The 24,237-nt window shown below is 72.4% G+C and carries 15 protein-coding genes and 5 tRNA genes; 12 read left to right on the top strand and 8 right to left on the bottom strand.

Annotated features, from left to right (window positions below; translation table 11 throughout):
• Positions 1–99: 99 nt before the first annotated feature.
• The 6 genes from ACIBK9_RS39735 to ACIBK9_RS39710 form a co-directional block, all read right to left on the bottom strand.
• A tRNA-Pro gene (locus tag ACIBK9_RS39735) sits at positions 100–175 on the bottom strand.
• A gap of 224 nt (positions 176–399) precedes the next feature.
• Positions 400–1,488 carry a mechanosensitive ion channel domain-containing protein gene (locus ACIBK9_RS39730; RefSeq protein ID WP_352361127.1) on the bottom strand — a complete coding sequence of 363 codons (1,089 nt, stop codon included), beginning with the start codon at positions 1,486–1,488 and terminating at the stop codon, positions 400–402.
• Positions 1,489–1,574: 86 nt separating this feature from the next.
• The gene (locus ACIBK9_RS39725; RefSeq protein ID WP_397163967.1) at positions 1,575–2,525 is read right to left on the bottom strand and encodes a Bug family tripartite tricarboxylate transporter substrate binding protein; all 951 of its coding nucleotides are present in this window, start codon (positions 2,523–2,525) and stop codon (positions 1,575–1,577) included.
• A 109-nt stretch (positions 2,526–2,634) separates the two neighbouring features.
• Entirely contained in the window at positions 2,635–3,408 is a 774-nt protein-coding gene (locus tag ACIBK9_RS39720; protein WP_397163965.1) for an SAM-dependent methyltransferase, read from the bottom strand.
• A 61-nt stretch (positions 3,409–3,469) separates the two neighbouring features.
• Positions 3,470–5,290 carry a glutamine--fructose-6-phosphate transaminase (isomerizing) gene (glmS, locus tag ACIBK9_RS39715; protein WP_352361121.1) on the bottom strand — a complete coding sequence of 607 codons (1,821 nt, stop codon included), beginning with the start codon at positions 5,288–5,290 and terminating at the stop codon, positions 3,470–3,472.
• Between the two features lie 12 nt (positions 5,291–5,302).
• On the bottom strand, positions 5,303–5,590 hold the full coding sequence (locus tag ACIBK9_RS39710) for a hypothetical protein (protein WP_358285425.1): 288 nt from the start codon (positions 5,588–5,590) through the stop codon (positions 5,303–5,305).
• A 211-nt stretch (positions 5,591–5,801) separates the two neighbouring features.
• Here ACIBK9_RS39710 and ACIBK9_RS39705 point away from each other — a divergent pair, with 211 nt between their 5' ends.
• The 8 genes from ACIBK9_RS39705 (at position 5,802) to ACIBK9_RS39670 (ending at position 13,721) form a co-directional block, all read left to right on the top strand.
• Positions 5,802–8,081: an N-acetylmuramoyl-L-alanine amidase gene (locus tag ACIBK9_RS39705; RefSeq protein ID WP_397163962.1), complete on the top strand. Its 2,280-nt coding sequence runs from the start codon at positions 5,802–5,804 to the stop codon at positions 8,079–8,081.
• 90 nt (positions 8,082–8,171) lie between these two features.
• Positions 8,172–8,243, top strand: a tRNA-Gly gene (locus tag ACIBK9_RS39700).
• Positions 8,244–8,258: 15 nt separating this feature from the next.
• A tRNA-Cys gene (locus ACIBK9_RS39695) sits at positions 8,259–8,329 on the top strand.
• Positions 8,330–8,377: 48 nt separating this feature from the next.
• A tRNA-Gly gene (locus ACIBK9_RS39690) sits at positions 8,378–8,449 on the top strand.
• 19 nt (positions 8,450–8,468) lie between these two features.
• Positions 8,469–8,540: transfer RNA gene (locus ACIBK9_RS39685), tRNA-Val, on the top strand.
• 604 nt (positions 8,541–9,144) lie between these two features.
• Complete coding sequence (locus ACIBK9_RS39680; RefSeq protein WP_397163961.1) at positions 9,145–10,386, top strand: serine hydrolase domain-containing protein; 1,242 nt, start codon at positions 9,145–9,147, stop codon at positions 10,384–10,386.
• A 150-nt stretch (positions 10,387–10,536) separates the two neighbouring features.
• Positions 10,537–11,751, top strand: a complete 1,215-nt coding sequence (locus ACIBK9_RS39675) for a glycosyltransferase (protein ID WP_397163960.1) — start codon at positions 10,537–10,539, stop codon at positions 11,749–11,751.
• Positions 11,752–11,897: 146 nt separating this feature from the next.
• Positions 11,898–13,721, top strand: coding sequence for a glycosyltransferase family 39 protein (locus ACIBK9_RS39670; protein WP_397163958.1), 1,824 nt, complete (start codon positions 11,898–11,900; stop codon positions 13,719–13,721).
• 20 nt (positions 13,722–13,741) lie between these two features.
• On the opposite strand, the gene ACIBK9_RS39665 is transcribed toward ACIBK9_RS39670, so the two are convergent.
• Both ACIBK9_RS39665 and ACIBK9_RS39660 read right to left on the bottom strand, forming a co-directional pair.
• On the bottom strand, positions 13,742–14,122 hold the full coding sequence (locus tag ACIBK9_RS39665) for a tetratricopeptide repeat protein (protein ID WP_397163971.1): 381 nt from the start codon (positions 14,120–14,122) through the stop codon (positions 13,742–13,744).
• A gap of 6 nt (positions 14,123–14,128) precedes the next feature.
• Positions 14,129–16,999, bottom strand: a complete 2,871-nt coding sequence (locus tag ACIBK9_RS39660) for an ATP-binding protein (RefSeq protein ID WP_397163956.1) — start codon at positions 16,997–16,999, stop codon at positions 14,129–14,131.
• Between the two features lie 285 nt (positions 17,000–17,284).
• Here ACIBK9_RS39660 and ACIBK9_RS39655 point away from each other — a divergent pair, with 285 nt between their 5' ends.
• From ACIBK9_RS39655 to ACIBK9_RS39640, 4 genes are read left to right on the top strand one after another with little or no spacing between them, the layout of a single operon-like run.
• Complete coding sequence (locus tag ACIBK9_RS39655; protein ID WP_397163955.1) at positions 17,285–19,567, top strand: TOMM precursor leader peptide-binding protein; 2,283 nt, start codon at positions 17,285–17,287, stop codon at positions 19,565–19,567.
• Between the two features lie 40 nt (positions 19,568–19,607).
• The gene (locus ACIBK9_RS39650) at positions 19,608–20,966 is read left to right on the top strand and encodes a SagB family peptide dehydrogenase (RefSeq protein ID WP_397163954.1); all 1,359 of its coding nucleotides are present in this window, start codon (positions 19,608–19,610) and stop codon (positions 20,964–20,966) included.
• Positions 20,967–21,018: 52 nt separating this feature from the next.
• Positions 21,019–21,831 carry an HlyD family efflux transporter periplasmic adaptor subunit gene (locus ACIBK9_RS39645; RefSeq protein WP_397163952.1) on the top strand — a complete coding sequence of 271 codons (813 nt, stop codon included), beginning with the start codon at positions 21,019–21,021 and terminating at the stop codon, positions 21,829–21,831.
• 42 nt (positions 21,832–21,873) lie between these two features.
• Positions 21,874–24,198 (top strand): NHLP family bacteriocin export ABC transporter peptidase/permease/ATPase subunit, encoded by a 2,325-nt coding sequence (locus tag ACIBK9_RS39640; protein WP_397163951.1) that lies wholly within the window; start codon positions 21,874–21,876, stop codon positions 24,196–24,198.
• Positions 24,199–24,237 lie beyond the last annotated feature (39 nt).

Here is a 24,237-nt window from a genome sequence, read left to right as displayed (position 1 = left end):
ACCCCACCCGCGACTACCAGCCCCAGGCAAACCCGAACAAGACGAAACCCCCGAACCCGTAGGTTCGAGGGTTTCCGATGTCCCGAGACATCACATACGTCCGAGTGGCAGGATTCGAACCTGCGGTGCTCCTGCTCCCAAGGCAGGCGGGCTGACCAAACTGCCCCACACTCGGTCCTGAAAATCAACGAAGCCGCCCCGGCGGAGGCCCGGGACGGCTTTCCTGGTCGATTCTCCGTGGAATCACCGGGAAAGCCTTGGCCGCAGCTCAGGCCGGTTGCCGGACGGCCTGTAGAGTCGAGGTCCGCACATGGCCGCCGCCTTTCTCGTCGTTCTCCGTGAATGTCGTTCCGGAACGAGATCAACGGTAGACCGGGGGCCGCCGGAAATGCCACGCATTTATCGTCGGTCGCGGTCCCGGTCGTTGGTCCAGGCCACCCCGGCGCGCGTTTCAGGGGCCTCGACGCGGAACCGGGGAAGGGCGTCCGGGTAGTTGTCGCGGACGAAATTGACGAGGAATTCGCGGACGTCGCACTTCAGGTCCCAGGAGGAGGGCGAGTCGGCGGCGCTCATCAGGGCGCGCAGCTCGACCAGGCCGTTGGGCAGCACGTCGGTGACCTGGAGCGTCCAGTCCTTCTGGTCCCACAGCGGGTTGCCCTGAAGGAACTCGTACAGGGCGTCGCGCAGTTTGGGCACCGGCACCGCCCAGTCGACCCGCAGGAACACCACGGCGAGCACCCGGCTGCCGTGCCTGGTCCAGTTCTCGAACGGGTTCTGGGTGAAGTAGGAGACGGGCAGCACCAGCCGCCGCTCGTCCCACAGGCGCAGCACCACGTACGTGAGCGTGAGCTCCTCGATCCTGCCCCACTCCTCCTCCACCACGACGACGTCGTCCAGCCGCAGCGCGTCGCTGAAGGCCAGTTGCAGCCCGGCCAGCATGTTGCCGATGGTCGGCTGGGCCGCGATGCCGACGATGGCGCCGGCGATGCCGGCCGAGGCCAGCAGCCCGGCGCCGAGCGCCCGCACCTGCGGGAAGGAGAACAGCATGGCGCCGAGCGCGATGACGATGATGACCGCGGCGGCGATACGGCGCACCAGCGCGATCTGCGTCCTGATCCGCCGCGCCCGGCGGTTGCGCTCGCCCTCGACGAGCACCAGCCGGTCGAGCACGACGTCCGTCAGCGCGTACGTCGCCTGGATGATCAGCCAGGTCACCGTGCCGATGGTGGCCAGGCCGATGACCCGGTCCACCGACTGGGCCAGGCCGCGCTCGTCGGCCGTGTCGCCGAAGATGCCGGGGGCGAAGACCAGGTTGCAGGCCACCGTGGCGGCCACGCAGAACGCCGGCCACGTGCAGTGCTCGACCAGGTGGCGGGCCAGGGCCCATTTTCGTCCGACCCGGATCAGCACCCGGCGGACCACCTCCACCAGGAGCACCGCTCCGACCACCGAGATGACGAGGATCGGCCAGGCTGCCGGCGACTGCACGCTTCGCGCCCCCTATGTCGTAGAACGTCGCTTCAAGGTCACATTGCCCTCAAGCGCCACTCCATACGCACGGACACGCCTTTCGGCTAGTGGCCGTTGCCGCAACTGCCCCAGCACGTCGTGGCTCTGGTGCTGGCCAGCAGCCCCAGATCGCGCAGCACGGCCTGGGTGCGCTCGACCTCGGAGGTCAGCCAGAGCCGGAAGTCGTCCCCGCTGAGCGGGATCGAGATCCACCCCGCCTTCCGGCACGCCCGCCGCCACGAGGCCGAGGAGGTCACCTCGTCGCACATGCGCACGGCCGACTCCCTGCCGTCCTCCGGCATGTTCTCCGGCCCGACGGCCGCGGCCCAGTCCGCGAAGTCCACCCGCACGCCGGACTCCAGCAGGGTCGGCACGTCGAGTCCCGGCACCCGGCGGGCGCAGGAGACGGCCAGGGCCCTGACCCGGCCGCCGTCGATGGCCGCGCGCCAGTCGCCGAGCAGGCCCGCCGCGGCCGCCGCCTTGCCGCCGAGCAGCGCCGAGACGGCCTCGTGGCTGCTGGGGTAGCCGGTGTAGTCCATCTGCCTGGTGTCGGCGCCGAGCCCCTTGGCGATCAGGCCGAACAGCAGGTGGTCGGGCTCGCCCTGCGGCCCGCCGGCCAGCATCGTCCCGCTCGGGTCGGCCCGCAGGTGGGCGCCGAAGTCGTCGAAGTCGGCGAACCGGGAGTTGCCGGGCACGACGACGACCTCGACGTCGCCGGTGAGCCTGGACAGCGGGGTCGAGGTGTCGAGCAGCGTCTGCCCGTTGTTCAGCTCGGAGGCCGCCAGCGCGGGCAGGCCGGTCACGGTGATCCGCGTGCCGGTGGGCGACGCGCCGACGCCCGAGGCGCGCGCGGCGGCGGCGAACGCCTCGCCGATCCGGGCCCAGCGGTCGCCGCCCGCGACGATCGAGAACCGCCCCCTCGCGCCGGCGGGGCCGCCGACGACGTGTTCCGTCCCGCATCCGGCCGCGCACGCCGCCGCGCCCAGGGTCCATGCCAAGAACCGCCGACGACGCATCCGCCCTCCCCCGACCTTCGCGAGTACCGCTATTACCCAAAGTTATTGACAGTTCACTCGCTGTTACACATCGGGATACGGTTAACCGAAATTTCGGCGTATGCCGGAGTCAGTCCTGCTTCGTGGCCACCCCGGCCATCAGGGACGACGGCAGCGACCAGTCCCCCACCAGCTTGGGCCGGTCCGGCCGCCAGTCCACGGCCTGCACCAGGCCGGGCGGGTCGAGCGCGAAGCCGCCGAAGAACGCGCGGATCTCGGCCGGGCTGCGGTCCGCCCCGCCCGAGCCGGACGAGCCGCGGCGGCCCCCGCGCGGGTTCTCCTCGTCCGACAGGCGTCCCATCGAGGTGGCGTGCGAGATCACCAGACGGCTGCCGGGCGCGACCGCCTCGCGCAGCGCCGCCACCGCGCCCTGCGGATCGGCCGCGTCGGGCAGGAAGTGCAGGATCGACACCAGCACGATCGCGACCGGCCGCGACAGGTCCAGGAACCGGCCCGCGCGGGCCAGCACCTCCTCGTGGTCGAGCAGGTCGGCCTCCAGGAAGGCGGCCCTGTCCGCCCCGGCGAGCAGGGCCCTGGCGTGCGCGGCGACGACCGGGTCGTCGTCGACGTAGACGACCCTGGCCGCCGGCGCGACCTCGTGCACGCTGCCCTGCGTCGGCAGCCCGCTGCCCAGGTCGATGAACTGGGTGATCCCCGCGGCGGCGACGTAGCGCACGGCACGCTGGAGGAAGGCCCGGTTCGCGCGGGCCAGCGGGACCGCCTCCGGGACCAGCTCGGCGAGCTGGTCGATCGCCAGGCGGTCGACCGCGAAGTTGTCCGTCCCGCCGAGCATGTAGTCGTACATGCGTGCGAGATTCGGAGTGTGGGGGTCGAACTGCCGCACAGTAATGAATTTATGTGGTACGCAGCCGGATAACACTACCCTGCGAGGATTGTGGCTGAATTTATTCCACAGTCACGCTCTTGGCGAGATTGCGAGGCTTGTCCACGTCCCTGCCGAGGGCGACCGCCGCGTGGTAGGCCAGCAGCTGGAGCGGGATCGTCAGCAGCATCGGGTCGAGCTCGATCTCGTTCTTCGGGATCACGATCACGTCGTCGGCCAGCTTGGCGTCGGGCTCGCGGTGGCCGACCATGAGCACCTGGCCGCCGCGGGCGCGGATCTCGCCGAGCGTGGTGAGGTTCTTGTCGAGCAGCTCGTCGTCGGGGACGATCGCGACCGTCGGCATGTCCGGGCCGATCAGCGCGAGCGGGCCGTGCTTGAGCTCGCTGGCCGGGTACGCCTCGGCGTGCACGTACGAGATCTCCTTGAGCTTCTGCGCGCCCTCGCGGGCCACCGGGTAGCCCCTGACCCGGCCGACGAACATCATGCTCGGGTGCTTGGCGTACTTCTGCGCCAGCTCGGCGATCTTGTCGCCCTGGGCGAGGATCTCCTCGATCTGGCCGGGCAGCCGGCGCAGGCCCTCCACGATGCGCCGCCCGTCGGCCGGCGACAGGTCGCGCACCCGGCCCAGGTGCAGCGCGAGCAGCGCGAAGGCGACCGAGGTCGAGGTGAACGCCTTGGTCGAGGCGACCGAGACCTCGGGCCCGGCGTGCAGGTAGATGCCGCCGTCGACCTCGCGGGCGATGGCGCTGCCCACGGCGTTGACGATGCCGATCACCCGGCCGCCCTTGCGCTTGAGCTCCTGGACGGCGGCCAGCGTGTCGTAGGTCTCGCCCGACTGGCTGATCGCGACGTAGAGGGTGTCGGGGTCGACGACGGGGTTGCGGTAGCGGAACTCGCTGGCCGGCTCGGCGTCGGCCGGGATGCGCGCCAGCTCCTCGATGAGCTGCGCACCGATCTGCCCGGAGTAGTACGCCGACCCGCAGCCGATGATCTTCACCCGGCGGAACGAGCGCGTCTCGCGGGCGTCCATGTTCAGGCCGCCGAGGTGGGCGACGTGGAAGCGCTCGTCGAGGCGGCCGCTCATCGTGCGGGTCATCGTCTCGGGCTGCTCGGAGATCTCCTTGAGCAGGTAGTGCTCGTAGCCGCCGGTGTCGTAGTGGCCGGCGTCCCAGTCGACGGTCAGCGGCTCCTTGGCGGTCTCGCGGGCGTCGCTGGCGAAGGTGTGGAAACCGTCGGCCTTGAGCACGGCCAGCTCGCCGTCCTCCAGGTGCACGACCTGGCGGGTGTAGCGGACCAGGGCGGCGACGTCGGAGGCGGCGAACATCTCCTTCTCGCCGATGCCGAGCACGATCGGGCTGCCGTTGCGCGCCACGACCACCTCGCCCGGCCGCTCGGCGTCGATCACCGCGATGCCGTACGTGCCGACGATGTTCTTGAGCGTCTTCCTGACCGCCTCCTCCAGGGAGTCGTTCTCCTCGGCGGCGCGGGCGATCAGGTGGGCCAGGACCTCGGTGTCGGTCTCGGACAGGAACGTGACGCCGTCGGCCTCCAGCTTGGCGCGCAGCTCGCCGGCGTTCTCGATGATGCCGTTGTGCACGACGGCGATGCGCTGGTCGGCCGACAGGTGCGGGTGGGCGTTCTCGTCGCTGGGCACGCCGTGGGTGGCCCAGCGGGTGTGGCCGATGCCGTGGTTGCCCTTGAACCGCACCGGCACGACCTTGGCCAGGTCGGCGACCCGGCCCTTGACCTTGCGTACCTTGAGTCCCTTGTTCGACACCACGACCCCGGCGGAGTCGTAGCCCCGGTACTCAAGCCGCTGCAGCCCTTCCAACAGGATGGGCGCCGCGTCCTTGGGGCCCACGTAGGCCACGATTCCGCACATCGAGGTCTCCTCTTATCCGTAGACGATCCTGCGGAGCTGCCGCAGCGACAGCTCTGGTGCCGCTACCCGGCGTGCGGGTAACTCGGCGGCGATCCGGGGGAAGATCTCGTCGTTGGTCAGGCCGCGGGCCTTGAGCTCGCCGTGACGGCGGCGTACGAACTCCTCGACCGGCTCGGAGAAGTACGACAGCACGTCGGCGACCACGCGGGCCGCCTCTCCTGGGCCGAGCGCGCTCGTCCGGGTGAGATGGGCGATGAGGTCTTCGTAGGGATGCCGCGCCGTGGACACAGACGAGGACATTACGCATCTGGAGCGAGACACGCCAACATCCTGCCCGGAATCGGGCAGGATTTAACTCCAGAGCGCTACCACTTCTCTCCTGCGGGTCGTCGAGAGGCTGGCGCGGCGGATCCCGCGCTGCTCATCCGTAACATTCGACCCGTCTGACACATCCCTTTCTGGGAATGGTTACGGACGGTGATCGAGTAGTGCCGTTCCGTGGGGAGATGTCATGCAGCTTCGGCTTGCCGCCGTCCTGGCCACCAGCTTGTCCGCCGGTGTGTGCGCCGTCGTCGGCGGCCCGGCCGTCCCGGCCGCGCCCGCCGTCACGGGCGGCACGGGGGTCCGGGAGCAGGGGCGGCAGGCCGACTTCGCGGCCGCCGCGGCGGAGTTCGGGGTGCCGGTGAGCGTGCTGCTCGGGGTGTCGTACCTGGAGTCGCGGTGGGACGCCAACGGCGGCCGTCCCAGCACGGCGGGCGGGTACGGCCCGATGCACCTGGTGGACGTCGTGCCCGCCGGGCAGGCGGGCCCGGCCGCGGAGGGGTTCGCGCCGGGCGACGCCAGGGGCGACGACAGCCGCCCACTGCCCCGGTCGGCGACGCGGCCGGTCCGCCGGCCGGTCTCCCGGTCACCCGAGTCGGCCTCCCGATCGGCCTCGCAGTCGGACTCCCGGTCGGCCTCGCAGTCGGCTTCCCGGTCGGCCTCGCAGTCGGCTTCCCGGTCGGCTTCCCGGTCGGCTTCGCAGTCGTCGGGGGCGCGGTTGATGGCGGGGGCCGGCACGTCGGCGGCCGCGGTGCCGGACGCTGTGCCGGATGCTGTGCCGGACGCGGTGCCGGACGCGACGCTCGCGCTGGCCGGGCGGCTGGCCGGGGTCGCGCCGCGGGCGCTGCGCGCGGACCCGCGGGCCAACATCAGGGGCGGCGCCGCCCTGCTCGCCTCCTACCAGCGCCACCCCAGCCCCGACCCGGCCGACTGGTACGCGGCCGTCGCCCGCTACTCGGGCGCCCGCGACCCGCTCGCCGCGCGGTCGTTCGCCGACGAGGTGTTCGCGGTGCTGCGCGAGGGCGTCGCGCGGCGCACGGACGACGGCTTCGACGTGCGGCTGGACGCCGTGCCCGGCCTGCGCCCGCCCGCGGCCCCGGCGAAGAGCGCGACCGGCGACGACAGCCCGACCGGCGACGACTACGACGAGGACGACGACCCGTTCTTCTTCTCCGACATGGAGCCCGAGGGCGACGACGACTCGGAGTCGGCCGACGAGTCCGACTGGGACGTGCCCGCGCAGGACGAGCTGCCCCTGACCGCCGCCGACTCCTCCGCCGGTTCGTCCGCCGAGTGCCCGAGCAGCCTCAGGTGCGAGTGGATGCCGGCCGCGTACGAGAGGTACGGCAGGAAGAAGGACCGCGGCTACGGCAACCACGACCGGGTCGAGGGCCGCCGCCAGATCGACTACATCGTCATCCACGACACCGAGGGCGGCTACCAGGGCATCCCGTCGATGATCGGCAACCCGAAGTACGTGAGCTGGCACTACACGATCCGCTCCCGGGACGGGCACGTCGCCCAGCACGTCCCGACGAAGGACATCGCCTGGCACGCCGGCAACTGGGACTTCAACGCCCGCTCGATCGGCATCGAGCACGAGGGCTACCTGGCCAGGGGCTCCTGGTACACCGAGGCGATGTACCGGTCGTCGGCCCGGCTGGTGCGCTACCTCGCCGGCCGGTACGGCATCCCGCTCGACCGCGCCCACATCCTCGGCCACGACAACGTGCCGGGCGCCACGGCGCAGGCGGTCGCCGGCATGCACGAGGACCCCGGCCCCTACTGGGACTGGGCCCACTACTTCGAGCTGATGAACCACCCGTTCAAGGGCGACGGGACGGGCTCGTCGGTGATCATCCGGCCGTCCTACGACGACAACCGGCCGTACTACACCGGCTGCGCCAGCACCAAGCCCGGCCGCCGGTGCCCGGAGCACGGCGCGGCCAGCGTGTGGCTGCACACCCGGCCGAGCGAGAGCGCCCCGCTGGTCAACGACGCCGGCAAGCACCCCGGGAAGCCGAGCACGTACAGCGTGTACGACCACAGCGCCCGCGCCTCGACCGGGCAGCGGTTCGCGGTGGCCGGACGGCAGGGCGACTGGACGGCGATCTGGTACCTGGGGCAGCGGGCCTGGTTCCTCAACCCGTCCTCCGCCCCCACGGCCGTGCCGGCGAAGGGCCCGCTGGTCACGCCGCTGGCCGCGGGCACCAAGGTGTACGGCCGCGCCTACCCGGAGCGGTCGGCGTACCACGGCGGCGGGGTGCAGCCGCTGACGCCGTTGCAGTACCGGATCGGGCCGGGGCAGTCGTACTCGCTGGGCGGCACGGTCACCGGCTCCTTCTACTCGGCCGGCGCCTTCAACCCGGCCAGGCACGTGCGGGTCGCGGGGTCCGTCCGGTACCACCAGATCCAGCTCGGGCATCGTGTCATGTTCGTCCAGGCCAAGGATGTGCGCGTCATCCGCTGAATTTCGCCCCACGGGGCTCGGGCTGCGCACGGGCACTCCGCGAAGACGATATGGTTTTCCCGTGGCCCCGCGAGTTCGCGGGGGATTCACGCGGAAGTGGCTCAGTGGTAGAGCATCACCTTGCCAAGGTGAGGGTCGCGGGTTCGAATCCCGTCTTCCGCTCGGAGTCAAACTCCTGGTGGAGTGGCCGAGAGGCGAGGCAGCGGCCTGCAAAGCCGTCTACACGGGTTCAAATCCCGTCTCCACCTCGGTGGTACAACGGACTCTCCTGGGTCCGGTAAAGTTAAGTGCGCCATGCGGAAGTGGCTCAGTGGTAGAGCATCACCTTGCCAAGGTGAGGGTCGCGGGTTCGAATCCCGTCTTCCGCTCTGAGTGACAACTCAACAAGGACGATTAGCTCAGCGGGAGAGCGCTTCCCTGACACGGAAGAGGTCACTGGTTCAATCCCAGTATCGTCCACCCACGCTCTTCGGAAGTCAGACCGGGTTTCGGTCCGGTCCGGACAGCGGTCAAGCCCCAGCGAACGGCAAGCGCCGGACGACTGGGGCTTCTTCGTTTCGCGGACCGGCCCCCGCCTTCCCGGGCAAGGCCCGCCTCACGGCTCCAGACGCTCATCCTCAGGCGGCCGCCCATCGGGCCGCCGGCCCAGGGCCTGTACGGAGTTCCGGCCAGCGGCTCGTACTCGTCCGGTCAGGTCACGTCCCACAGGCTGCCGGTACGGAACCGCCACCTCACCGCGTTGAACAGCCGCCGCAGATCCGATCTCGGGCCGCGCTCATCCAGCGGTCGATCAGGGACCATTCTTCGCCGGTGAGATCCCCCCGCCATGTTCGATGGCCTACCAGGGCCACCGGCCATACTCCCCCGGGCTGTCGAGCGGCCTGCGTCAGTGCCTTGATGTCGGGGGTTCGGTGTATCGCGGGCGTATCGAAAAGCGCATACGCCACCGCAACCGTCCTCCGTCTTCAGTAGAGGCACCGACCACATGGTGGTGATCGGCTGCCGGCGGCGGTCGTGGTCAGACCTGCAGCGGTCGGTTCGTCGTCAGGAAAGGACCGTGATCATGGACTCTGTGGGTGGCGTCGGCCGGCGGCGGCTGCTCGGGTGGAGCGGGCTCGCGGCGGCCGGCGTGGTGGCGGCCGGCGCGCCGCTGGTGGGCGGCCGGCCGGGCAACCGGCAGCACCGTCCGGCCGCGACCGGCCCCGGCATCCCGCCGGACACCCGTCCCGGCGGAGCCTACGACCGGTACGTGGCGAAGCTGGCCGCGGAGGGCAGGTTCTCCGGCGTGGTGCTGCTGTCGCACCGGGGCCGGACGGTGCTGTCCCGCAGCTACGGCATGGCGGACAAGGAGAAGGGGATCCGCAATCACGAAGGCATCGCGTTCAGCCTCAGTTCGGCGGGCAAGCCGTTCGGCGCGGTGGCCATCCTGCAGCTGGTGCAGCAGGGCAAGGTGAAGCTGTCGGACACGGTGGGCACCCACCTGACGGGCTACGCCAAGGACGTCGCCGAGCGGGTGACCGTCCACCACCTGCTCTCCGGCACCTCCGGGCTGAACACCCCGGAGGAGGACCCGCAGCGCATCTTCCGGAGCCGGGAGGAGGTGCACGAGTTCTACGAGCGGTGGGCCCGGAAGGCGAAGCTGGTGGCCTCCCCCGGCACCCCCACCGAACACGCCGGCGCCGACGTCGTCATCCCGGCGCTGATCGTGGAGGCGGTGACCGGCAGGACGTACTGGGACTACGTCGAGGAGAACATCTTCAAGCGCTGCGGCATGACCGGCTCGGCGTTCTACACCAGGCGGCAGTGGCTCACCGATGCGCACATCGCGCACCCTCACATGAGGCTGGCTGACGGCAGCGTGGTGGACGCCGTCCGCAACCTGGGCAAGAGCAGCTCGAACCAGTCCACGCCGGGCAAGAACCCGGGCCGCGGCTTCATCGACGCTCCTGGGGACGGGGGCTTCGCCACCGCACCGGATCTGGTCCGGTTCGCGCACGCCCTGAGCGAGGGCACGGTGCTGGAACGGCCCTACGCCGAGGTGCTCACCGCGGCCAAGTTCCCCCACGGGCCGCAGTCGTTCGGGGCCTACCACATGGCGGTCCGCATCGTCAGCGGTCAGTGGGTGCACGGGCGCGCCGGCGCCAACCCCGGTGTCGGCGCCAGCTGGAACATCTACCCGTACACCGGCTGGGTCGGTGTCATCCTCAGCAACACCGACGGCGGGACGCTGCAGGAGCTGACCGGGCGGGAGGTACAGGCTGTCACCGGCGGCACGCCTGGCGGCGGCGGGGGCGGGGGCGGCTGAGGTGGTCCGGCGGTCGACACGCTGAGGGGCACGGCGTTGGCCGCCCTGAGTTCGCGTGCGTCCCGGCTCGGCGCAGCGGACGTCGCCGCCAGGTGATCGACTCCGCGGCCACACCTTTGACAGGCCCTTCGAGCGAGCGAGGAGTTGGTCATGGATCGCATGGTGGAGATCGCCATTCCGGTCTACAACGAGCAGCATGTGCTGGCGTGCAGCGTGCGCAGACTGCACGCCTATCTGGAAGAAACGTTCCCCTACCGGTTTCGGATCACGATCGCCGACAACGCCAGCGTCGACGGGACGTGGCAGGTCGCGCAGGAGCTGGAGACCGAACTGCAAGGGGTCCGGGCGGTACGGCTGGAGCAGAAGGGCCGCGGACGGGCGCTGCGGCATGTGTGGAGCCACAGCGACGCCGACGTGGTCGCCTACATGGACGTGGATCTGTCCACCGACCTGGACGCCTTCTTTCCGCTGGTGGCGCCGCTGATCTCCGGGCACAGCGATCTGGCCATCGGGACCCGGCTGACGCGCGGGTCGGCGGTGGTGCGCGGCCCGAGACGGGAGCTGATCTCCCGGGGTTACAACGTGTTGTTGCGCACAACGCTGGCGGCCCGCTTCACCGACGCCCAATGTGGTTTCAAGGCCGCGCGGACCGTGATCGCCAGGGCGTTGCTGCCGTCGGTGCAGGACGAGAAGTGGTTCTTCGACACCGAGTTGCTGCTGCTGGCCGAGTGCAACGGGCTGCGCATCCACGAGGTGCCGGTGGACTGGGTCGACGACCCCGACAGCCGCGTGGACGTCCTGCGAACCGCGCTGGATGACCTGAAGGGCATGGCCCGGGTGGCGCGGCGCATGCTGACGGGCGCGTTCGACGCCCCGGTGAAGAGCCGGCCGCGGCCGCGGCTGCCGGCGGGGATGGCCCGGCAACTGCCGACTTTCGCGATCATCGGGGTGTTCAGCACGATCGCTCAGCTGGTGCTGTTCGTGCTGCTGCGCATGGTGACGGGGCCGCTGTGGGCGAACGCGGTCTCGCTGTTGATCACCACTGTCGGCAACACCGCCGCCAACCGCCGGTTCACCTTCGGGGTGACGGGCCGGGAACGGGCGTTCCGGCAGCAGCTGGAGGGCGGTCTGGCGTTCCTGCTCGGACTGGTGCTGAGCACCGGCTGCCTGGCCCTGCTGCACGCACTGGCGCCCGAGGCGCCACGGGCCGTCGAGATCGCCGCGCTGGTGACCGCCAACGGGGTCGCGACGCTGGTGCGGTTCCTTCTGATGCGCACCTGGATCTTCCATCCACGACGCCTGGGGCGCCGGTCGGCCCCGGCCGATCCGACCGTCGGCACGCCCCGGAAGGACGAGGTCGCATGACCATCCGCGTACGTCGTTCACTGACGCCCTCCGATCCGCCGGGCCCGTCTGACAGGCCTCGCCCGCATGCCGCATCGGGGTGGCTGCGCCGGCTGGCCTTGGGCGGGCCTGAAGATCCGCGCTGGTCGCGTCCGGCGCTCTGGGGCGTGCTGTCGGCGGCTTTCGTGCTGTACGCGTGGAACCTGTGGTCGGCCGGCTACGCCAACTCCTACTACTCGGCGGCGGTCAAGAGCGACACCGGGAGCTGGAAGGCGTTCTTCTTCGGGGCCCTGGACGCCGAGTCGTTCATCACCGTGGACAAGCCTCCGATGGCGCTGTGGGCGATGGGCCTGCTCGCCCGCGTCCTGGGGTTCGGGACGTGGAGCTTGATGTTGCCGCAGGTGCTGGCCGGGGTGGCCGCCGTCGCGGTGCTGCACGCCACGGTACGGCGCGCGGCCGGGTTTCCGGCGGCGCTGATCGCTGCCGGGGTGCTGGCGCTGACCCCGATCACGGTGGCCATCAACCGCGACAACAATCCCGACACGCTGCTGGTGCTGTGGCTGGTGCTGGCCGCGTGGTCGTGTCAGCGCGCGATCGAGTCGGGACGCCTGCGCTGGCTGCTGGCCTCGGCCGCGTTCGTGGGGTGCGGGTTCAACACCAAGATGCTGCAGGCGTTCGTGGTCGTCCCGGCGCTGGCGCTGGCCTACCTGGTGGCGGCCAGGCCGGGCGTGCTGCGCCGGGTGGGGCATCTCCTGGCGGCGGGTGCGGTGCTGGTGGTGTCGAGTTCCTGGTGGATGGTGGTGGTCGACCTGACCCCGTCCGGGAGTCGTCCGTTCATCGGAGGCAGCACCGACGGCACTGTGCGTGACCTCGTCATCGGCTTCAACGGCCTGGGCCGGATCTTCGGACTGGAGACGCCCGGCGGCGGCCGGGGCGGCGGGGGCTTCGGCGGCGCCCCGGGCGCGGGACGGATGTTCAACGACATGGTCGGCGGTCAGATCTCCTGGCTGCTGCCGTTCGCGATGCTCGCGCTGATCGCGGGGGGCGTGCTGCTGTGGCAGCGGTCGCGCACCGACCTGGCCCGGGCCGGGCTGGTGCTGTGGGGCGGCTGGCTGGCGATGTACTGGGCGGCGTTCAGCTTCGCCAAGGGCGTGTTCCACCCGTACTACACCACCTCGCTGGCCCCCGCGATCGCCGTACTGGCCGGAGTGGGCGGGGTGTTGTTGTACGACGCGTACCGGGGGCCGGTCCGGTGGTCGTGGGTGCTGCCCGTGGGCGTCGCGGTCACCGGGGCGTGGTCGTTCGCGCTGCTGAACCGGACGCCCGACTGGAATCCCTGGCTGCGCTGGGTGATCGTGGCGGCGACCGTGCTGGCGGTGCTCGCGCTGGTGGCCGCGCGGCTGCCGTGGGCGCGGAGCCACGGCGTCGTCGTCGCGTCGATGGCGTTGACGCTGGTCGCGGCCCTGGCGGGTCCGGGGGCGTACGCGGCGGTGACCGCGTTCGGCGGCGGCAACACCAGCGGCAACGCGCTGGCGGGGCCGTACGCGGCGCAGGCCCAGAACGGTCAGGCCGGGAACGGTCAGGCGCCGCCCCAGGGGCGGGGCGGCATGCTGGTGGTCGGCGGGCCGGCCGGTGAGTTGAGCGACGGCATGGTCGGCTACCTGCTCAAGAACCGGGGCGGTGCGCGCTGGCTGGTCGCCGTGGTCAGTGCCCAGCAGGCGTCGTCGATCATCCTGTCGACCGGCGAGCCGGTGATCGCGATGGGCGGCTTCACCGGGCAGGACCCGGCGATGACGGTGGCCAGGCTGCAGGAGTACGTCGGCAGGGGCGAACTGCGCCACATCGTGATCAACGGGGCGGGTGAGAGCGGCCCGATGAGCGGCGACCCCGCCATCGCCTCATGGGTGCGGAAGAACGGCACGAGGGTTCCCGCGAGCGCGTACGGCGGCAGGTCCGACAAGGGCGGCGGTGAGCTGTACCGGCTCGGCTGAGGGGAGGCCGAGCGGGCGGATCACGGCCAGGGGTCGGACGGCTCCTGCTCGATCGTCGTCACGCTCGCGTCCCCCGGCCGCTCCAATGGCATGCGGCGATCAGGGGTCGGGTCTTCGCCGATGGCGGCGGCGTCGAGTGATCGCAGGGCCGCCTGGGTGCCGGCGATCAGCTCGGGGTCGCCTTCGGCCGTGCGCAGGGCCAGGGCCTCCTGCAGCACCTCGCGGGCCTCCTGCTTGCGTCCCAGGTCGGCAAGGGTCTTGCCGAGATGCTGGAGCGGGAAGCACACCATTTCGGGTGCTTCCTTCCTGGCAAGGGCGAGCGTCGCGCGGCACAGGGTTTCCGAGGTTGCCGCGTCACCTGCGTACCGATGGGCGTCGGCCAGGTTGAGCGACGCGGCGATCCGCCTTCACAGGTATTCGTGGGGGCCGGTGGGCACGGGTTCGCCGGCGGGCGGGTCGTCGTCGGACAGGCCGGTGAGGATGACGGCGAGTTCGGCGCGGGTGTGGATGCCGAGCTTGCGGTAGATGCGGGCGAGATGGGTGTCCACGGTGCGCTTGCTGATCGACAGCGTCGTGGCCACCTCCAGGTTGCTCATCCCGCGCAGCACCAGGTCGGTGACCCGGCGTTCGCCGACGGTCAGCACGTGGTCGTCCTGGCCGGGGACGAGGGCGGCGGCGCGGGCCGGGGCGGTGGCGGCGCGGTGCTTGTCGGCCAGGGCGGCCAGGCGGCCCGCGCCGCAGTCGGCGGCCAGCCGCAGCGCCAGGGCCAGCGTCTCGTGGGCCTTGCCGTCGTCGCCGGCCTGGCGCTGGGCGATGCCGAGGCGGAGCAGGGCCCTGGCGTGTTCGAGCCGGGCGCCCCGGTTGCCCAGCAGGGCGACGGCCTCGTGCAGCATGTCGAGCCGGACCCGTCCCTCGTGGGCGAGGCTGCCCGCGCTGAGCGCGCGGGCGACGACGGTGGGCGCGCCCCAGGCGCGGGCCAGCTCCAGCTCCCGTTCGGCCACCATGCGGGCCGCCGAGCGCTCCCCGGACAGGACGTAGGCCAGGATCGAGTTCGTGCCCCAGGGCACGCAGGCGGGGTTGGTGATGCCGGCGGCGGTCAGGCGGCGGCCGCACTCCAGCAGGGTCAGCAGGCCGTCGCGCGGGCGGCCCTGGGCGAGCCGGAGGCGGCCCAGGGCGTCGAGGGCCTGTCCGGAGATCATCGGGTGCCAGTCGCCGTACGGGGCGACGGACTTCAGCGCCGACTCCGCGGCCTCCAGGTCGCCGAACTCCACCAGCACCCGGGCGGCACAGGCGGCGGCGGCCACGTGGAACCCCTCGGCCTGGCACTCGCGCGCGCTGACGACGGCGGCCTCGGCGTCGGCCAGCCCGGCCTCCAGGCTGCCGAGCTGGTAGCGCACCTCGGCCCGGGTCAGCAGCGCCAGCGCCAGGCCGGTGCCGGAGCCGGCCTCCTGGGTCTCGCTGACCAGGCGTTCGGCCCAGTAGGAGGCCTCGTCGAGGCGGTCGCCCCACACCAGCGGCAGCACGGCGGCCGCCGGCACCGGGCCCTGGCCGTCGAGGCAGCGCCGGGTCTGGGCGAGCGTGCGCGGCAGGCTGCGGCCCCGCGCGCCGGTGGCCAGGGCCAGCACGCTGAGGAACTCCCGGGCCGCCGGGCTGACCAGCGTGCCGAGGGAGCGTCCGAGCCGGCGCAGGCCGAGCCGTCCGGCCGAGCGGCCCCACAGCAGCGCCTGGGCGGCGAGCACGAGCAGCAGGTCCGCGCCGCCGAACTGCGGGGCGGCGGCGGCGCTCTCGGCCGCGCCGGCGAAGACCTCGGCGGCCTCGGCGGAGTTCGCGGTGACCAGGATGTCGGCGAACGGCGCCAGCGACATCAGGGCGTGCGGGGCCAGCCTGACCCGGCCGTAGGCGGTGCGCAGGTGGCGCAGGCAGGCGGGCAGGTCGCGGTGCTTCTCCACGGCGCCCAGCTCGGCGGTGACCTCCAGCACGGTGTCCTGGTCGTCGGTCTCGGCCAGCGCGCGGTGCAGGTAGCCGGTCGCGTCCTCCCACGAGTGCCTGGCGGCGGCCTCCCCGGCGGCCTCGCGCAGCACGGTGACGGTGAGCGGGTCGCCGGTCGGGCCGGCCGACATCAGGTGGCGGGCCGAGCGGCGCAGCGGCGCGCCCAGCCGGTACAGCAGCGACGCGGTACGGCGGTGCAGCCGGTCGCGCTCGCCCGGGTCCATCCCGGCCAGCACGGCCTGCTGGATGCGCGGATGGGCGAAGCGGTCGGGCGGCGTGCCGGTGACCAGCCCGGCGCGGCGCAGCGCCTCCCCCGCCGCCCTGGCGGTGTCCTGGCCGTGCCCGGCGATCATGGAGGCGACCTCCATGCCGTCCTCGGGCGCGACGATGGCCAGGCTGCGCAGCAGGTCGACGCCCGCGGCGTCCACGCCGGAGCCGCTGCCGGACAACCAGCCGAGCGCGGTCTCGGTCAGCGCCAGCGCGCCGATCTCCAGCACCCGGGGCAGCTCGGCGCGCACCGGGCGCACGCCGGACCGGCCGAGCCGCCCGGCCAGCTCGCGCAGCAGCAGCGGGTTGCCCTGGGTGAGCCGGTGGCAGGCGGCGGCGACCTCCTCGCCGATCTCGTCCCCGGTCTCCTTCCCGCCGCCGAGCATGGACTCCATGAGCCGGGCGGCGCATTGGGCGCACAGGGGCGCGGGCCGCAGCAGCCGCGTGTACGGCAGCGCCGCCAGGTCTCTGACCAGGTCGTCGGGGCCGCCGGAGTCGGCGGTGGTGTCGGCGGTGGTGAGGACCATCGCGATGGGCAGGCCGTCGAGCCGCCGGGCGATGTAGGAGCACCACTGGGAGGACTGCGGATCGGTGTGGTGCACGTCGTCGACGGCGATGATCAGCGGCCGGTCGCCGGTGAAGGACCGGGTGGCCCGGTAGAGGCCGTGCAGCAGGTCGGGGGTGACGGGATGGCCCCGGTCGAGGCCGCCGCCCAGGTCGGGCCCGACGACGGAGCTCCCGCCGGACGGCGGCGCGCGCCCGGCGGTCATGAGCGGTTCGAAGAGCTGGCGGACGACGCCGAACGGGTGGTCGCGCTCGGTGGGATGCCCCCGGGCCATCAGCAGCAGCGCCCCCACCTCGCCCCTGGCCGCCAGCGCGGCGTTGAGCAAGGTCGTCTTGCCCATGCCCCGTGACCCCTGGATCAGCAGGACGGAGGGGCCGCCGGCACGGACCCTCGACAGCGCCTCCCGCATCGCGGCGGTCTCGACGTCACGGTGTAGCAGCGGCTGTCCCGAAGACATCGCCACTCCCCACAGTTCGGCCCCCCTGAAACTGTCCACCAGGATCATGCCGCCTCAGGCGGGCGGGCTGTCAATACCTAGGCGCACGAATCCGACTAATCCGGACTATTGGCACCAGGTTCAACAGCCGGCCCACGCCGGGGCGCATGCGCATTCCCGACGGACCAATACGTATTTTCCCCCGTCGTACCGATGAAATGCGTACGCCGGAATTACGTCTTTACACCGGATCCGGCCCGATGCGACTCTGCGATCAACCGATATGGACCCGATACGGGGAGGGCCATGGACCGCCCACGTCTCAAGGCGCACTTCACACCCCAGGTGATCGACGGGTCGAAGGTGTTTCTCCTGGCCGAGGGGCAGCACTACCTCGTCCAGTCGGCGGGGGCCGGGAAACTCCTTCCCTACCTGGACGGACGGCGTACCGTCGCGGAGATCGCGAGCGCGCTGAGCGACGAAGTGCCGCTGCCGCAGACGCTCATCGCCATTCGCAAATTCGCCGCATTCGGCCATCTCGCCAATGGCCGCCCGGATTGGCCGGACAGCGCGCTGGCATTCTGGGACGCGCAGGGAATTGACCCGGTCCACGCCCACGACGCGCTCTCCCGCGCCGAATTCACCGTCGTGGCCTGCGCGGGGGCCGACGCCGCGCCGCTGCTCCCGGTGCTGCGCGAGCACGGATTACGTATGCGTACGGCCAGTGTGGAGGAGGCGGCCGCCGAGCCCGGAGGGACGATGTCGATCGTCGTGGCCGGCGACTACCTCGACCCGGCGCTCGACCGGCTCAACGCCGCCCACCTGGCCGCCGGGCACCCGTGGGTGCTGGTGAAGCCGGGCGGGATCACGCTCTGGGTCGGCCCGGTGCTCCAGCCGGGACGTACCGGCTGCTGGGCCTGCCTGGCGCAGCGGCTGGCCGGGAACCGGCAGGTCGAGCGGTACCTGGCGGGCAAGCGCGGCGGCGGGGTGCCCTTCCACCCGGCGCGGGAGTCGGCGCCCGCCGGTCCGGCCGTGGCGGGCGGGCTGCTGGCCGTGGAGCTGGCGCGGATCGCCGCGGGGGCGGCCTCCTCGCGGCTGGAGGGCCGGATGACCACCGTCGACCTGCGCACGCTCGGCGTCATGGAGCACACTCTGGTCCGGCTGCCGCAGTGCCCGGCCTGCGGCGATCCCACGCTGATCAGCCAGCGCAGCCCCAAGGTCGCGCTGTCGGCGCGCAGCGCCCGGCACGTCACCGACGGCGGTTACCGCATCGAGCCGCCCGCGCGAACGTACGCCCGGCTGGAGAAGCACATCAGCCCGCTGATCGGCGCGGTCACCCGGCTGCACACCTTCGCCGAGCAGGACAACGGCGTCACCTACAGCTTCACCGCTGGCCACAACTTCGCCATGATCGGCGACAACATGGACCTGCTGCGGCGCAACCTGCGGGGGCAGAGCGGCGGCAAGGGCCGGACCGAGGTGCAGGCCAGGGTGAGCGCGCTGTGCGAGGCCATCGAGCGCTACTCGGGGGTCTGGCGCGGCGAGGAGCCGGTCACCGAGGCCGCCTACGCCGACCTCGACCCGGCGGTGGCCGTCCACCCGGAGTCGCTGCTGCACTTCTCCGACGCCCAGTACGCCGGCCGCGAGGAGTGGAACAAGGACCCCGCGCACCGGCTGCACCTGGTGCCCGAGCGGTTCCGTACGGACCTGCCGATCGACTGGTCGCCCGCCTGGTCGCTGACCGAGGAGCGGGAGCGGCTGGTGCCCTCCGGCTACGCCTGGTACGGCCACCCCGACCTGGAGCGCCACTTCTACTGCGTGGGCGACTCCAACGGCAACGCCTCGGGCAACTCGATCGAGGAGGCCGTCCTGCAGGGCTTCTGCGAGCTGGTCGAGCGCGACGCGGTGGCCCTGTGGTGGTACAACCGGGCCCGGCGGCCGGCCTTCGACCTGGACTCGCTGCGCGACCCGTACGTCGACACCGTGCGCGAGTTCTACCGCGGCATGGACCGCGACCTGTGGCTGCTGGACATCACGACCGACCTCGGCATCCCGGCGTTCGTCGGGGTCTCGCACCGGCTGGGGCACCCGGTGGAGGACGTCATCGTCGGGTTCGGCGCCCACCTCGACCCGCGGATCGCCGCCATCAGGACGCTGACCGAGGTCAACCAGTTCCTGCCCTCGGTGGAGCGGCGCGACGAGCACGGCGAGACGCTCTACCTGGACGACGACGTCGCCACGCTGGCCTGGTGGAAGGAGACCAAGCTGGCCGAGGAGCCGTGGCTGGTGCCCGACCCCGCCGCGCGTCCCCGCACCCTGGCCGACTACGCCCGCTCGGACGGCGGCGACCTGGCCGGTGACGTGCAGACCTGCGTGGCCAGGGCCGCCGCGGCCGGGATCGAGGTCATCGCGCTCGACCAGAGCCGCCCGGACCTGGAGCTCAGCGTGGTCCGGGTGATCGCGCCCGGCATGCGGCACTTCTGGCGGCGGCTCGGCCCCGGCCGGCTGTACGACGTGCCGGTCTCGCTCGGCTGGATCCCCGAACCCCGCGCCGAGGACGAGCTCAACCCGACCAGCGTCTTCTTCTGACCGGTTCGCGAGGCCCCCGCGTGACGGAGAGGAGCGGGCCATGGACGAGACCAAGCTGCGGCTGCGGCGGGACGCGGAGCTGACCGAGGCGGACGGGCAGGTGCGCATCTCCGCGCCGGCCGGCTCGCTCGGCCTGCGCGGGCTCGACGCCGGGACCACGGCCGCCCTGCGGATCCTGGCCGGCGGCGACGCGGACGAGACCGCCCTGGCGGCGACGGTGGGCGAGGCCGGGCTGCTGCGCTGGAACCTGCTGGTACGCCGCCTGTCCAGAGCCGGCCTGCTGGAGTACGCCGCGGCGGGGGCCCGGCTGCGCCCGGTCGGCGCCGGGAGCGTGGAGCCCGCGCCCGCGCCGGCGGCGGACACGCCGATCAGGCTGTCGCGCTTCGCCGTCGTCACCGCCGGGGAGGGCGTGCTGACCGTGCGCTCCCCGCGCAGCCCGGCGGTGGTCGAGCTGTCGCCGGCCGCCTGCGGGCTGCTCGGCGCGCTGGCGTCCTGGACGACCCCGGCGGACCTGGCGGACGGCGGCCAGGAGGGGAGCCAGGGGTGGGGGCAGGCGCTGCGGTTCCTGGCGGCGGCGGGCGTGCTGGCCACCGGCCCCGAGGACGACGACCTGCGCCAGGCCCAGTGGCACCCGCGCGACCTGTGGCTGCACGCCCACAGCCGCGGCCCGCGCTGGACCGGCCGCTACGGCGGCACGTACGCCTTCACCCCCCGCTTCGACCCGGTGCCCGCCGATCCCCCGCCGTTCACCGGCGAGCGGATCGAGCTGCCCCGCCCCGACCTGGAGCTGCTGGCCAAGACCGACCCCAGCCTGACCGACGCGCTGGAACGCCGCCGCTCCCTGCGCGAGCACGACCCGGACGCGCCCATCACGCTGGCCCAGCTCGGCGAGCTGCTCTACCGGACGATGCGGCGGCGGGCCGTGTTCACCTCGCCGGACGGCCAGGAGCTGGCCGACCGGCCCTACCCCTCCGGCGGCTCGGTGCACGAGCTGGAGGTCTATCCGCTGATCGTGTCCTGCCAGGGGGCCGAGCCGGGGCTGTGGCACTACGACACCGCCGGGCACGCCCTGGAGCTGGTCTCGCCGCCCACGCCCGCCGTGCGGGCGCTGGTCGAGCGGGCCAGATCGGCGGCCCAGCTCAGCGGCGACCCGCAGGTGGTGCTGACCGTCACCGCCCGCTTCGGCCGGGTGATGTGGAAGTACGAGACGATCGGCTACTCGCTGGTCCTCAAGCACGTGGGCGTGCTCTACCAGACGCTCTACCTGGCCGGCACGGCCATGGACCTGGCCGTGTGCGCGCTGGGCGGCGGGGACGCCGCCGACTTCGCGCTGGCCAGCGGCCTGGACTACCTGACCGAGGGCAGCGTCGGCGAGCTGATCGTCGGCAGCCGGCGGTGATGCACATGACGGCACGACGGCGGCCCGGCGGCCGCTTCCAGGGGACGGCGTGATGAAGTTCCGGTTCAAGGCGTTGCAGCGCATGCGGGAGCCCGACGAGCTGGACTCGCCGACGCTGCTGGCCTCCCCGCGCGGGTGGATCGCCACGTTCGTGGTGCTGATCATCGTGGTGGCCGCGGGGGTGTGGTTCTTCGCCGGGCGGCTGCCGGTCACAGTGCCCGCGGTGGGGCTGCTGACCCATCCCGGCGGCACGGCGCGGCTGCAGAGCCCGTACGGCGGGACGGTGCGCTCGATGCTCGTCCAGCCGGCCGAGGCGGTGCGGGAGGGCCAGGCGGTGGCGGTCATCGCCGCCGACGGCGGGACGGAGCAGGTGGTGCGCAGCCCGTTCAGCGGGCGGGTGGTCGCCGACTCCGCCGTGCCGGGGCACGTGGTCAGGGAGGGCGAGGAGCTGCTGCTCATCGAGCGTACGGACGCGCCGGGCGACCGGCTGGTGGCGATGTTGTTCGTGCCGGTCGACCGGGCGATGGGCGTGGTGCCGGGCAAGCCGGTCGATCTGTCGGTCTCCTCGGCGCCGCCCGGCGCGTACGGGCTGCTGCGCGGCCGGGTCGCGTCGGTCAGCGCCTACCCCGTGATGACCGAGCAGGCCGCCGACCTGGTGGGCGGAGAGGACCCGGCGCGCGGCTACCTGCGGAACACGCCGTCCAGGCTGGTGATCGTGGACCTGGTGCGCGACGCCGGCACGCCGTCCGGCTACGCCTGGTCGACCAGGAAGGGGCCGCCGGTGGGCCTGCAGTCGCAGGTCTCCGTCAGCGGCGCGATCGGGCTGGGCAGCCAGACGCTGTTCGACCTGCTGCTCGGGCGCTGAGGTGGGCCGCGTGAACGCCGCCGCCGCCCGGCCGAAGGAGGGATGCGTGACCACGACCAGCGCCCCCGGGAGGGACGTGTGACCACCACCGGCGTCCCCGAGCAGGGGCATGCGGACCAGGCCCCCGCGCAGCCCGCCGCGCCCGCTCCCCCGGCGGCCCCCGTACGGCGGCGGCGGCGGCGGAGGTGGCGGCGGCGCACGCCGACGGTGATCCAGATGGAGGCCGTGGAGTGCGGGGCCGCCTCGCTGGCGATGATCCTCGGCTACCACGGCAAGTTCGTGCCGCTGGAGGAGCTCCGCTCGGCCTGCGGCGTCTCCCGCGACGGCGCCAAGGCCTCCAGCGTGGTGGCCGCCGCCCGCCGCTACGGGCTGATCGCCAGGGGCTTCCAGATGGAGGCCGAGGACCTGCGCTCGCTGACCGAGCCGGCCATCGTGTTCTGGGCGTTCCAGCACTTCATGGTCCTGGAGGGGGTGCGCAGCCGGTTCGGCAGGAAGGCCGTCGCGGTCAACGACCCGGCGGGCGGCCCCCGGATGATCGACTGGGACGACTTCGACTCCGGCTTCACCGGCGTGGTCCTGACGTTCGAGCCGGGTCCGGACTTCCGGCCCGGCGGCCGGCCCACCCGGGTCGGGCAGGCCCTGCTGGCCCGGCGGATGCCGTCGGGCCGCGCGCTCCCGCTGGTGCTGCTGGCCAGCCTGCTGCTGGTCGTGCCGGGCATCATCGGGCCGGCGTTCAGCCGGGTGTTCATCGACCGGATCCTGACCGGGCGCGACCCGGGCTACCTGGTGCCGCTGCTGTTCGCGATGGGGGTCACCGCGGTCGTGGTGTTCGTGCTGACCTCGGTGCAGCGGCACTACCTGCTGCGGCTGGAGATCCGGCTCGGTCTGGTCAGCTCGGCCCGGTTCTTCCGCCATCTGCTGCGGCTGCCGGTGGAGTTCTTCCTCCAGCGCCGTCCGGCCGAGGTGGCCAAGCGGGTGCAGGCCAACGACGGCGTGGCCGAGATCCTCTCCCGGGACCTGGCCGTCACGCTGGTGAACCTCGTCCTGGTGCTGTTCTACGCGGCCGTGCTCATCCGCTACGACGTGCTGCTCGGGCTGGTCGGGGTGTCGATGGCGCTGCTGAACATCCTGGTGCTGCGCCAGGTGTCGCGGGCGCGGACGGACGCGGTGGCGGCGCTGCGGGCCGACCTGGGGAACCTGACCTCCACCACGTTCAACACGCTGCAGCTCGTGGAGACCGTCAAGGCGACGGGGGCCGAGCCGACGGCGTTCCAGCGCTGGGCCGGGTTCCTGGCCAAGGCGGTCACCGCCAAGCAGCGGCTGGGCGTGGCCACGGCGACGCTGACCGTCGTGCCGCCGCTGCTGGCCGGGATCAACAGCGGGCTGATCCTGCTGATCGGCGGGCTGCGGGTGGTGGACGGGGTGATCAGCGTCGGCATGCTGGTGGCGTTCCAGACGCTGCTCAACGCCCTGTCCAGGCCGGTCACCCAGCTCACCAACCTGGGCGGCCAGTTGCAGGACATCTCGGCCGACATCTGCCGCCTGTACGACGTCGAGAAGTACCCGATGGCCAGGACGTTCGAGCGGGCCGCCGCCGGCGGGGAGCAGGCCGACCCCGGCGGGCGCCTGGACGGGCGGCTGGAGTTCGCCGACGTGACCTTCGGCTACAACGCGCTCGCCGCCCCCGTCATCAGGAACCTGTCGTTCACCGTGGTGCCGGGCCGCCGGGTGGCGATCGTCGGCAACTCCGGCAGCGGCAAGTCCACCGCCGGCAAGCTGGCCGCCGGCCTGTACGCGCCGTCCTCCGGCCAGGTGCTGCTGGACGACCGGCCGCGCGACGACCTGCCGCGGGCCGTCGCGGCCTCCTCCGTCGCCTACGTGGACCAGGACATCACCCTGTTCGAGGGCACCGTGCGCGACAACCTGACGTTGTGGAGCGACGACGTGCCCGACGAGGTGGCGGTCTCGGCGCTGCGCGACGCGGCGCTGTTCGACCTGATCGCGGCCCGGCCCGGCGGCCTCAACAGCCGGGTGCTGGAGGGCGGCAGGAACCTCAGCGGCGGCCAGCGGCAGCGGCTGGAGCTGGCGCGCGCCCTGTCGATCCAGCCCACGCTGCTGATCCTGGACGAGGCGACCAGCGCCCTGGACCCGGAGACCGAGCGGACCATCGCCGACAACCTGCGCCGTCGCGGCTGCGGCTGTCTGATCATCGCGCACCGGCTGTCCACCGTGCGCGACGCCGACGAGATCATCGTGCTCGACCGCGGCGAGGTGGTCGAACGCGGCAGGCACGCCGAGCTGCTGGCCCTCGACGGCCACTACGCCGAGCTGCTCAGGAGCTCGCGCAAGAACGGCGACGGCGGATGACACGGCAGACGACACGGCGGACGACACGGCGGACGACAC

The organism is Nonomuraea sp. NPDC050227 (assembly GCF_044459705.1).
Classification (GTDB): domain Bacteria; phylum Actinomycetota; class Actinomycetes; order Streptosporangiales; family Streptosporangiaceae; genus Nonomuraea.
This window is presented reverse-complemented; position numbering and strand designations above follow the sequence as displayed.